This is a genomic window from Phenylobacterium sp., from assembly GCF_036723115.1.
In the GTDB taxonomy this organism is placed as follows: domain Bacteria; phylum Pseudomonadota; class Alphaproteobacteria; order Caulobacterales; family Caulobacteraceae; genus Phenylobacterium.
In genome coordinates this window covers 1-9,622 of sequence record NZ_DAIMHV010000101.1, presented here as the reverse complement: position 1 = coordinate 9,622, position 9,622 = coordinate 1, and the positions used below count along the sequence as shown (strand labels likewise).

Genomic DNA, 9,622 nt, shown 5'->3' with positions numbered 1-9,622 from the left:
CTCGGCCACCTTCTTCGCCGCCCAGCAGGACTTCGCCGAGGCCGGCGACCTGCTGCTCTTCACCGACGAGGCCTGGCTGAAGGACCTTGAGGCGCGGATGGATGCGGCGGGCGGCGTCTTGTCGGGCCAGGCCATGGCCGACACCTTCAATGTGCTGCGCTCCAACGACCTGATCTGGTCGTTCTTCGTGAACAACTACCTGCTCGGCAAGGAGCCCCGGCCCTTCGACCTGCTGTTCTGGAACTCCGACCAGACGCGGATGCCCAAGGCCCTGCACATGTTCTACCTGCGCAAGTTCTATGGCGAGAACGCCCTGGCCAAGGGCGAACTCGAGCTGGATGGCGTGCGGCTGGACCTCGGGTCGGTGAAGACGCCGATCTATGTGCAGTCCTCAAAGGAGGATCACATCGCCCCGGCCGGGTCGGTCTATCGCGGGGCGCGGCTGTTCGGCGGGCCGGTGAACTTCATGATGTCCGGGTCCGGCCACATCGCCGGGGTGGTGAACCATCCGGCGGCCAAGAAGTACCAGTACTGGACCTGTCAGGACCTGCCCGCCACCCTGGCGCAATGGCAGGCGGCGGCGACCGAGACCCCCGGCTCCTGGTGGCCCCACTGGATCGAATGGCTGAAGTCCCATTCGGGCCCGCTGGTCCCGGCGCGCGATCCGTCCAAGGGGCCCTTCGCCCCCATCGAGGACGCGCCCGGCCGCTATGTGAAGGTGAAGTCCTGAGCCCTGGGCCGCCCCCGCGCCGAAATCGACGCAGGGGCGCGCCAATCTGCTACGGCGTTTCCAGGGCGCCATAGACCAGGCGCGGGGAGATGTCCCTCAGGGGCGGCGTGCCCGCGCCGGGGATGCTGCCGCGCAGGTTCTGGATCATGCCCACGAAGACGAGGTCGTGGGTGGGATCGACCCAGAACCAGGTCCCGAAGGCCCCGCCCCAATAGTAGGAATTGACCCCCTGCGGCGTGCCGGCCGCGGCGGGATCGAGGATCACGGCGAAGTCCATGCCAAAGCCGACGCCCTCCTGGCTTGGGCCATAGAGATCGACCTTCACGCCCTCAGCCAGCACATTGGTGCGCATCAGCTCCACGGTTTCAGGCTTCAGCAAACGGGCGCCGTCCAACTCCCCTCCGTTCAGCAACATCTGGGAGAAGCGCCAGTAATCCTCCGCCGTGGAGAACAGGCCGCCGCTGCCCGACAGGAACCGCGGGGCGCTGGTGGGCGCCGGGCCGACGCCTTCGGCGGGCCTCACCCTGCCGTCAGGTCCGTAGGTGTGGACCGCCGAGACCCGGGAGAGCTTGGCGCGGTCCACGTGGAAGCCGGTGTCCACCATCTTCAGCGGGTCGAAGATCCGCGACTGAAAGAAGGCGTCCAGGCGCTGGCCCGACAGCTTCTCCACCAGATAACCCTGGATGTTGACGCTGGGCCCATAGCGCCAGTCGGTTCCCGGCTGGACGGCCAGCGGCAGGGCGGCCAACTTGGTGATCATGGCGGCCAGGTCGGCGTCCTGCAGGCCTTGGTCTTCGTAGCCGGCGCTGACATCGAAGCCGGCCGTGTGGCTCATGAGCTGCGCCATGGTCATGGGCCTGGCCTGAGGCTCGGTTCCCCCACCAGCCGTCGCCACCTGCAAACCCTCGAATTCGGGGATGTGCTTGGCCACGGGATCGTCCATGGCCCATTTGCCCTCTTCCCAGAGCATCATCATGGCCACGCCCGTGACTGGCTTGGTCATGGAGGCGATGCGCCAGATGGTGTCGCGGGTCACCGGCGCCCCGGTGGAGACGTCCTGCACGCCATAGGGCTCGAAATGGACCACCTTGCCGTTGCGGGCCAGCAGGGTGACCGCGCCGGCCAACTGACCGCTGTCCACCAGGGCCTGCATTTCAGCGGTCAGCGTCTCCAGTCCGGCGGCGGAGACTCCCGCCTCGGCCGCGGGCGACAGCGAAACCTGCGAGACCCCCGCGGCGGGCGAAAAGGTGAGGACAGCGGCCGCCGAGGCTGCGATCAGCAGGCGGTTGGCCAGATGGGCGCGCATTTCATCTCCCTGGGATGTGTTCTTGTTGCCCACACCCATAGAGCCTCGCCACACCGGGCGCCAGAATCTGGTGCTCAGGCGGCCCGGAACCGCAGCGCCACGCCGTTATTGCAGTAGCGCAGGCCCGTGGGCCGGGGCCCGTCATTGAACACATGGCCCTGATGACCGAGGCACCGGGCGCAGTGATATTCGGTGCGCGGGACGCCGATCTTGAAATCGACCTTCTTGCCGAGCGCGCCGTCGATGGCGGTGTGGAAGCTGGGCCAGCCTGTGCGGCTGTCATACTTCCAGTCGGACCGGAACAGGGGCAGGTCGCAGCCGGCGCAGTGGTAGGTCCCCCGGCGCTTTTCGCGATCAAGCGGGCTCGTGCCGGCCCGCTCGGTGCCTTCGCGTCGCAGAACCTCATAGGCCAGCGGGGAAAGCCTACGCTTCCACTCCGAGTCGCTCACCCGACGCCAGGGGGAATCCGCATAGGCGTCCGGCGGCGTGCTGGCCTGGGAGCGGCCTCCACAGGCCGCCAGGGCGCCGGCGCCCAGGACGACCGCGCGGCGCGGGATCGACATGTTGGTCCTCATGACTCCATCTACGCAGGATTGCGTCGATGGATGAGGGCGGCCGAACACATCAGCGTGTGAGGCCTGCGGATTCATCCAGGCCCAGCATCAGGTTCAGATTCTGCACCGCCGCCCCGGACGCGCCCTTGCCGAGGTTGTCCAGCAGAGCGATCAGCCGCGCCTGCCCCCTCACATCGTCCCCGAAGACGAAGAGACGCATGCTGTTGGTCCCATTGAGCGTCTCCGGATCGAGGCCGGCCACATAGCCCGCCGCCCCGGCGCGGGCCTTGGCCAGCTGCTCGGTCTCCAGATTGGTGGCGACCGTGACGAAGGTCTCATGCGCGTAGGCCTGCGAAAGGGCCGCGCGCAGATCGTCCACCTTGGGCCTGGCCGGCAGGGCCCAGAGCTGGAGCGGAACCTCCACCAGCATGCCCTGGGCGAAGCGCCCCACAGACGGCGCAAACAGGGGCGGATGCGCAAATCCGCCAAAGCGCTGCATCTCCGGCACGTGCTTGTGGGCGAGCGTCATGCCATAGGCGCGGAAGGCGTCGCGGGTCCCGTCAGGCCCATCGCCCTCGAACTCCTGCATCAGCCCCTTGCCTCCGCCGGAATAGCCGGAAATGGCGTTGACCGTGACCGGCCAGTCCGGGGGCAGCAGGCCCGCCTCCGTCAGGGGCCGGGTCAGGGCGATGAAGCCGGTGGGATAACAGCCGGGATTGCTCACCCGGGTCGAGGCGGCGATCGCGCCGCGCTGGTCGGCGGACATTTCGGCGAAGCCGTAGGTCCAGTCCTCGGCGACCCGGTGGGCGGTGGAGGCGTCCACCACCTTTACATCGGACGATGTGATGAGGCTGACCGCCTCGCGGGCGGCGTCGTCGGGCAGGCACAGGACCACGGCGTCGGCCGCGTTCAGCAGTTCGGCCCGGGCCCCGGCGTCCTTGCGGCGCGCGGGATCGATGGACAGGATCTGAAGATCTGTGCGCCCTTCCAGGCGCTGACGAATCTGCAGTCCCGTCGTTCCGGCTTCGCCGTCGATGAAGATCCTGGGGGCCATGGTCGTCTCCTGCCTGGGACGATGAACAAGAAAAAGGGCGCTCCGGTGTCCCGAAGCGCCCTTCGCATACGCGGTGTTCGCGCGCGACTTAGCGCTTCGAGAACTGGAAGCTGCGGCGGGCCTTGGCCTTGCCGTACTTCTTACGCTCGACGACGCGCGGGTCGCGGGTCAGGAAGCCATGCGGCTTCAGCACCGGGCGCAGGCCCGGCTCGTAATAGGTGAGCGCCTTGGCGATGCCGTGGCGCACGGCGCCGGCCTGGCCCGACAGACCCGAACCCTTGACCGTCACGACGACGTCGAACTGCCCCAGACGATCGGCGATCTCCAGCGGCTGAGCGATCATCATGCGCAGCACGGGCCGGGCGAAATAGATTTCCTGGTCGCGGCCGTTGATGGTGATCTGGCCCTTGCCGGGCTTGATCCACACGCGGGCGACGGCGTTCTTGCGCTTGCCGGTGGCGTAGGCGCGGCCGTACTGGTCGATGACCGGCTCGCGCGGGGCGGCTTCCGGGTTGGAAGAGAGGCTTTGCAGGGCCTCGAAACCTTGGGTTTCCGACATGGGCCTCAGGCGCTCCGCACGTTCTTGGCGTTCATATCGGCGAACGCGATGGTCTCGGGGTTCTGGGCGGCGTGCGGATGCTCGGCGCCATTATAGATGCGCAGGTGCGTCATCTGCTTGCGAGCCAGCGGGCTCTCCTTGGGCAGCATCCGCTCGACGGCCTTTTCCAGGACGCGCTCGGGGAAGCGGCCGCCCAGGATCTTGTCGGCGGTGCGTTCCTTGATGCCGCCCGGATAGCCGGTGTGCCAGTAGTAGGTCTTCTGCTGCAGCTTGCGGCCGGTGAACTTCACCTTGTCGGCGTTGACGACGACGACGAAGTCGCCGCAGTCCACGTGCGGGGTGTAGTCAGGGCGATGCTTGCCGCGAAGACGCATGGCGATGAACGAGGCGAGACGGCCGACCACGGCGTTCTCGGCATCGATCACGATCCACTTCTTCTCGACCTCGGCGGGCTTCAGCGAAGCCGTGGTCTTCATCATGGGGACGATCCCTAAAGGTTTCGGCGGCGGCCCGGACGGCCATCGACGTGAGGGCGGGCGTTTACGCGCCGAACATGACCTTGTCAACCGACCGAAGGCCCAAGAAACCCTTATAAATCACGGCTCAAAGCAATATGGTATTATATTACCGCGCGACGTCATGCGTTCGTGACGCAGGCGGTCTATCTGGATATTGAGAAGCCTTCGAGACCTGGAGCGATCATGGCCCTTCATCGTCGCGCCCTGTTGGGCGCCGCCGCCGCCAGCGCGGCCTTTTCCGGATACGCCCTGCGGGCCAGCGCCCAGACCGCGGCCGCAGGCGCGGCGGCTGACACCGAGACCTATCTCAACGAGGTCTATGGCTATGGCCCCCTCAAGCCGGACCCCTACCGGATCCTCGACCTGCCGGAGGGCTTCTCCTATCGGGTGATCTCCCACGCCGGCCAGACCATGGATGACGGCTTCGACGTGCCCTACAAGGCCGACGGCATGGCGGCCATTCCCCTCGGCGGCTCCCGCGTGGCGCTGCTGCGGAACCATGAGCTGAACCCTCGCGACCTCAACTATGGACCGCTGGGCCATGGCCGCCGCCATGCCGACAAGCTCAAGCGGGACATGGCCTATGACGTCGGCCCCGATGGCTATCCCCTGCCCGGCGGCGTCACCACGATGATCTATGATCTGAAGAGCCAGAAGCTGGTGCGCCAGCATCTCAGCCTGGTGGGGACGGCGGTCAATTGCGCCGGCGGCGCCACGCCCTGGGGCTCATGGCTCACCTGCGAGGAGACCACGCTTTCCCAGAAGGCCGGGCTCGGCAAGGCGCACGGCTGGGTGTTCGAGGTGCCGGCCAGCGCGCGCGGTCTGGTGGACCCGGTCCCCCTCACGGGGCTCGGCCGCTTCCAGCACGAGGCGGCCGCGGTCGATCCGGAGACCGGGGTCGTCTATCTGACCGAGGACGCGTTCGACTCCAAGGGGCTGTTCTATCGCTTCCTGCCCAATGATCGCCGTCATCTCGCCAAGGGCGGGCGGCTTCAGGTGCTCGGCTTCCGCGACGCGCCGGAAGGCGGCGACGCCCGCAACATGAAGGGCGAAGACCCCACCTGGGCGGTGGGCGACAGCCGGGCCTGCGTCTGGATCGATGTCGAAGGCGCCGACAACCCCGACGAAGATCTGCGCTTCCGGATGCAGAAGGCCGGGGCGGCCTTTGTCGGCCGGGGCGAAGGCATCTTCTGGAGCCCGGAAGGCGTCTATTTCACCTGCACCTCCAGCGGGCCGGCCGGGCATGGGCAGGTTCTGCGCTACGTTCCGAGCCCCCATGAGGGCCAGGTCGGCGAGGCCGACGCGCCGGGTCAGCTGCATCTCTTCGTGGAACCCTCCGAGAGCCGGGTGATGGACTTCGCCGACAATCTGGCGATCGCCCCCTGGGGCCACATGTTCGCCTGCGAGGACCGCTATTCGGACACCCTGCGCAATCACTTGAAGGGCATCACACCCGACGGTCGCGTCTATACGATCGCGCGCAATGTGTTCGAAGGTAACGCCGAGCTCGCCGGCGCCTGCTTCTCGCCGGACGGTTCCACCTGCTTCGTCAACATCTATTGGCCGGGGCTGACACTCGCGATCACCGGGCCCTGGAACAGCTTCCGGGTCTGATCAGACCCGGCGCACCCGCCAGGCGAAGGCCGTCGCCAGCCCCAGGACCACGGCGGCCATCAGCTGGTGAACGATACCCAGCCACAGCGGAACGGCCATCATCAGGGTGGCCACGCCCAGCACCACCTGCAGCAGGGTGGCGTGGGTGGTGGCCATCATCAGCCGCTTGGCCTCTGACGGGACATAGTGGGTGCGCCGGGCGCTCAGGGCCATCCAGATGACCACGCCCGTCAGCACATAGCCGACCAGCCTGTGATGCAGCTGAACCGCGCCCTGGCTGTGGGCGATGGTCGCCCAGAGCCCGTCGGCGGCGTAGGTTCGCGGGAAGAGCGTGCCGTTCATAAGCGGCCAGTCGTTATAGACCAGCCCCGCATCATTGCCGGCCACCAGGGCGCCCAGCAGGATCTGCAGGAAGACAAGGCCCATCAGACCCAGCGCGAATTTGCTCCAGGGGCTTGGCAGGGCCTGGCGCGCTTCCCCGCGCAAGGCGTCCAGCGCGGTCCAGATCAGGGCGGCGAAGAGGGCGAAGGCCAGGCCCAGATGGGTCATCAGGCGCTCGGGCGCCACCGACACCCGCTCGCTGAGGCCGCTGGACACCATCCACCAGCCGATGGCCCCCTGCAGGCCGCCCAGGGCGAAGAGGCCGAAACACCGCAACACCAGACGCCGGGGAATCTCGCGGCGGATCAGGAAGTAGGCGAAGGGCAACGCAAACGCCACGCCCAGCAGGCGGCCCAGGAACCGGTGCCCCCACTCCCACCAGTAGATGAACTGGAATTCCTCCAGGGACATGCCCCGGTTGACCAGCTGGTACTGGGGAATCTGCCGGTACTTGTCGAACTCGCTCTGCCAGTCCTCGGCCGACAGCGGCGGGATGGTCCCGGTGACCGGCCGCCATTCGGTGATGGAGAGACCAGAATCGGTGAGGCGCGTCGCGCCGCCCACAATGATCATGGCCAGGACCAGGGCGGCCACCGTGAACAGCCAGATGGCCACGGGCGTCGAGCGGTCCGATCGCAGGAAGGAGGTCATTGCGGCGAGATCGCGTCTTATTTCGGCTTTAGTTGGGCACGGCTAAAGCACGCCGGGGCCGGCGTCTATGCCGCGGTTGTCAGGCTTACGGGAACTGGCCAAGCTTGGCCGCATTCAGACGGCGCGGCGCAGCGCCGCAGGTCCTTGGGAGACACACCATGAGCGGCGTCGGCATTTTAAGCGCGATCATCATCGGCATCCTGGCCGGCTGGATCGCCGAGAAGATCATGAAGCGGGATCATGGCCTCTTCACCAACCTGCTGGTTGGCCTGGTGGGCGCGCTGATCGGCGGCTTTATCGCCAACGCCATCGACTTTCCCTTCTCGGGCTTCCTGGGCAGCCTGATCGTCTCCACCGTCGGCGCCGTGCTGCTGCTGGCGATCCTGGGGCTGATCCGGCGCAAGTGACGCCGGTCGAGCCCGACCCGGATGGAGGCCGGCGCGCCCCGCGCTCGCCGGTCGGCGGATTGGCGGGCGTCTGCTAAACACCTGGACCGCGATCCGATGGTGTAAAATCCGGGGCGCGGTCAGCTCAGGACGGGAGACGGTATGAGTGCGCGGCTTAGGAAACTGATCGGGATGGTGGCCATCCTGGTCTTCGTCACGGCCTATGCGGTGGCCGCGGTGTTTCTCGCCGAACGCCTGCCCGACAGCCTCTGGGTTCAGACGATCTTCTTCATCGTGGCGGGCCTGGCCTGGGGCGTGCCGATCCTGCCGCTCATCAGCTGGATGAACCGCGGCCGCTAACCTCTGACCCTGTTGTGTTTGGACCTCGCGACCCTGCCCTGTCGGGCAGTGGTCGGAGCGGCGGGATTCGAACCCACGACCCCTTGACCCCCAGTCAAGTGCGCTACCAGGCTGCGCTACGCTCCGTCGCCCTGCGGCGAGGCCGCGTCTTATAGGCGGGCGCCCGGCCGCGGGCAACCCGCAATGTCAGGCCTTTTCACCATCCCTGTGGAGAGCCGCATCCAGGTCCGCCTTGGCCTCGATCAGCCGCCGCCGCACCGCCAGCAACGCGTCCCGGCGTCCGGGCGCCGTGGGCATCCCCGCCCCGGCCTCGTCGGCCAGGAGACCTTCCGTCCCGCCCCCGCCGGCGTCCAGGAAGCGACGGACGCCGTGCTCCTTGTGGAGCTTTTGAACGCCCTTGATGGTGTAGCCCTCTTCGTGCAGCAGGCGGCGCACGCCCTGCAGGACGGCGATATCCTGCGGCCGATAAAAGCGCCGCCCACCGGCGCGCTTCATGGGGCGAATGAAGGAGAACCGCGTCTCCCAGAACCGCAACACATGCTGCGGCACGTCCAGCTCCTCAGCGGCTTCCGAAATCGTGCGGAAGGCCTCGGGGCCCTTGGCCACGGCCTAGTCTCCCTTCGAGAGCGCCTTGTCGACCCTCGCCTTCATCACCTGGGAGGCCCGGAAGCCGATCACCCGACGGGGTTCGATGGCGGCGGGTTCGCCGGTCTTGGGGTTGCGCCCCATCCGCGCCCGCTTGGCGCGCACCTGAAAGACGCCGAAACCGGAAAGCTTGACCTGTTCTCCCGCCTCGAGGGCCTGGATCATCAGTTCCAGGGTCCGCTCGACCAGCGATGCGCAGTCCTGTCGGGAGAGGCCGACCTCATCGTGCACCGCTTCGCAAAGATCAGCCCGCGTCAAAGTCGAGCCCTTCATACGCCCCCGCCCCGGAACAAACTCGCCAGACCCTCATGCCGTGATTGTCGCGCTAGGTCAAAGGGTTCCATGCCGATTCCGGCCTGGAGTCAGAAGCGCAATGCGCAGGCGCCCCAGGTCAGGCCGCCGCCCATGGCTTCCAGCAGCAGGAGATCGCCGCGCTTGATCCGCCCGTCCTTGACCCCCTGGGACAGGGCCAGGGGAATGGAGGCCGCAGAGGTGTTGGCGTGATCGGCCACCGTCGTGATCACCTTGGCCTCATCCAGGCCCAATCTGCGCGCCACCCCTTCGAGAATGCGCATATTGGCCTGGTGGGGAACGAACCAGTCCACCTCGCCGATCGTCACCCCCGCATCCTCAGCCGCCGCGGTGACCGCCTCGGAGATGTTGATGACCGCGTGCTTGAACACCTGATTGCCGGCCATGCGCAGCTTGCCCACCTGGCCGTTGGTGGAGGGGCCGCCGTCCACATAAAGCAGGTCCTGCTTGGTCCCGTCGGCGCGTAGGGCGAAGCCGAGGAGGCCCCGATCGGCCTTGGTCCCCTGCCCTTCCACGGGCTCCAGAACCACGGCGCCGGCGCCGTCGCCGAAC

12 protein-coding genes, 1 tRNA gene and 1 pseudogene are annotated in these 9,622 nt (G+C 67.3%); 4 read left to right on the top strand and 10 right to left on the bottom strand.

Annotated elements, in window-relative coordinates; genetic code table 11:
* Positions 1–730, top strand: a pseudogene (locus tag V7D28_RS10915) (class I poly(R)-hydroxyalkanoic acid synthase); the annotation flags it as partial.
* Between the two features lie 49 nt (positions 731–779).
* Here the strand turns inward: V7D28_RS10915 and V7D28_RS10910 are convergent.
* The 5 genes from V7D28_RS10910 to rplM all read right to left on the bottom strand — a co-directional run bounded on the left by V7D28_RS10910 (position 780) and on the right by rplM (position 4,682).
* The gene (locus V7D28_RS10910; protein ID WP_333587413.1) at positions 780–2,036 is read right to left on the bottom strand and encodes a serine hydrolase domain-containing protein; all 1,257 of its coding nucleotides are present in this window, start codon (positions 2,034–2,036) and stop codon (positions 780–782) included.
* A gap of 74 nt (positions 2,037–2,110) precedes the next feature.
* Positions 2,111–2,599, bottom strand: a complete 489-nt coding sequence (gene msrB / locus V7D28_RS10905) for a peptide-methionine (R)-S-oxide reductase MsrB (protein WP_333587412.1) — start codon at positions 2,597–2,599, stop codon at positions 2,111–2,113.
* A gap of 61 nt (positions 2,600–2,660) precedes the next feature.
* On the bottom strand, positions 2,661–3,644 hold the full coding sequence (gene argC / locus V7D28_RS10900) for an N-acetyl-gamma-glutamyl-phosphate reductase (RefSeq protein WP_333587411.1): 984 nt from the start codon (positions 3,642–3,644) through the stop codon (positions 2,661–2,663).
* A gap of 88 nt (positions 3,645–3,732) precedes the next feature.
* On the bottom strand, positions 3,733–4,203 hold the full coding sequence (gene rpsI / locus V7D28_RS10895; RefSeq protein WP_333587410.1) for a 30S ribosomal protein S9: 471 nt from the start codon (positions 4,201–4,203) through the stop codon (positions 3,733–3,735).
* Positions 4,204–4,208: 5 nt separating this feature from the next.
* Complete coding sequence (gene rplM / locus V7D28_RS10890) at positions 4,209–4,682, bottom strand: 50S ribosomal protein L13 (protein ID WP_333587409.1); 474 nt, start codon at positions 4,680–4,682, stop codon at positions 4,209–4,211.
* Positions 4,683–4,904: 222 nt separating this feature from the next.
* Between rplM and V7D28_RS10885 the strand changes: the two genes are divergently transcribed.
* Positions 4,905–6,335, top strand: a complete 1,431-nt coding sequence (locus V7D28_RS10885) for an alkaline phosphatase PhoX (RefSeq protein WP_333587408.1) — start codon at positions 4,905–4,907, stop codon at positions 6,333–6,335.
* On the opposite strand, the gene V7D28_RS10880 is transcribed toward V7D28_RS10885, so the two are convergent.
* Positions 6,336–7,367 (bottom strand): COX15/CtaA family protein, encoded by a 1,032-nt coding sequence (locus tag V7D28_RS10880; protein WP_333587407.1) that lies wholly within the window; start codon positions 7,365–7,367, stop codon positions 6,336–6,338.
* A 158-nt stretch (positions 7,368–7,525) separates the two neighbouring features.
* On the opposite strand from V7D28_RS10880, the gene V7D28_RS10875 reads away from it, so the two are divergent.
* Both V7D28_RS10875 and V7D28_RS10870 read left to right on the top strand, forming a co-directional pair.
* Positions 7,526–7,774, top strand: a complete 249-nt coding sequence (locus V7D28_RS10875; protein ID WP_333587406.1) for a GlsB/YeaQ/YmgE family stress response membrane protein — start codon at positions 7,526–7,528, stop codon at positions 7,772–7,774.
* A 141-nt stretch (positions 7,775–7,915) separates the two neighbouring features.
* Positions 7,916–8,113: a DUF2842 domain-containing protein gene (locus V7D28_RS10870; protein WP_333587405.1), complete on the top strand. Its 198-nt coding sequence runs from the start codon at positions 7,916–7,918 to the stop codon at positions 8,111–8,113.
* A gap of 49 nt (positions 8,114–8,162) precedes the next feature.
* Here the strand turns inward: V7D28_RS10870 and V7D28_RS10865 are convergent.
* The 4 genes from V7D28_RS10865 to V7D28_RS10850 all read right to left on the bottom strand — a co-directional run.
* Positions 8,163–8,239, bottom strand: a tRNA-Pro gene (locus V7D28_RS10865).
* A gap of 60 nt (positions 8,240–8,299) precedes the next feature.
* Positions 8,300–8,719 carry a MerR family transcriptional regulator gene (locus V7D28_RS10860; RefSeq protein ID WP_333587404.1) on the bottom strand — a complete coding sequence of 140 codons (420 nt, stop codon included), beginning with the start codon at positions 8,717–8,719 and terminating at the stop codon, positions 8,300–8,302.
* A 3-nt stretch (positions 8,720–8,722) separates the two neighbouring features.
* Entirely contained in the window at positions 8,723–9,031 is a 309-nt protein-coding gene (locus V7D28_RS10855; protein ID WP_333587403.1) for an integration host factor subunit alpha, read from the bottom strand.
* An 89-nt stretch (positions 9,032–9,120) separates the two neighbouring features.
* Positions 9,121–9,622, bottom strand: a 502-nt coding sequence (locus tag V7D28_RS10850; protein WP_333587402.1) for a 3-oxoacyl-[acyl-carrier-protein] synthase III C-terminal domain-containing protein, incomplete at its 5' end; no start/stop codon positions are given.

Coding starts and splice junctions, on each gene's coding strand:
- msrB (WP_333587412.1), bottom strand. CDS start 2,599: ATGTCGATCCCGCGCCGCGCGGTCGTCCTGGGCGCCGGCGCCCTGGCG.
- rpsI (WP_333587410.1), bottom strand. CDS start 4,203: ATGTCGGAAACCCAAGGTTTCGAGGCCCTGCAAAGCCTCTCTTCCAAC.
- argC (WP_333587411.1), bottom strand. CDS start 3,644: ATGGCCCCCAGGATCTTCATCGACGGCGAAGCCGGAACGACGGGACTG.
- V7D28_RS10870 (WP_333587405.1), top strand. CDS start 7,916: ATGAGTGCGCGGCTTAGGAAACTGATCGGGATGGTGGCCATCCTGGTC.
- V7D28_RS10880 (WP_333587407.1), bottom strand. CDS start 7,367: ATGACCTCCTTCCTGCGATCGGACCGCTCGACGCCCGTGGCCATCTGG.
- V7D28_RS10855 (WP_333587403.1), bottom strand. CDS start 9,031: ATGAAGGGCTCGACTTTGACGCGGGCTGATCTTTGCGAAGCGGTGCAC.
- V7D28_RS10910 (WP_333587413.1), bottom strand. CDS start 2,036: ATGCGCGCCCATCTGGCCAACCGCCTGCTGATCGCAGCCTCGGCGGCC.
- V7D28_RS10885 (WP_333587408.1), top strand. CDS start 4,905: ATGGCCCTTCATCGTCGCGCCCTGTTGGGCGCCGCCGCCGCCAGCGCG.
- V7D28_RS10875 (WP_333587406.1), top strand. CDS start 7,526: ATGAGCGGCGTCGGCATTTTAAGCGCGATCATCATCGGCATCCTGGCC.
- rplM (WP_333587409.1), bottom strand. CDS start 4,682: ATGATGAAGACCACGGCTTCGCTGAAGCCCGCCGAGGTCGAGAAGAAG.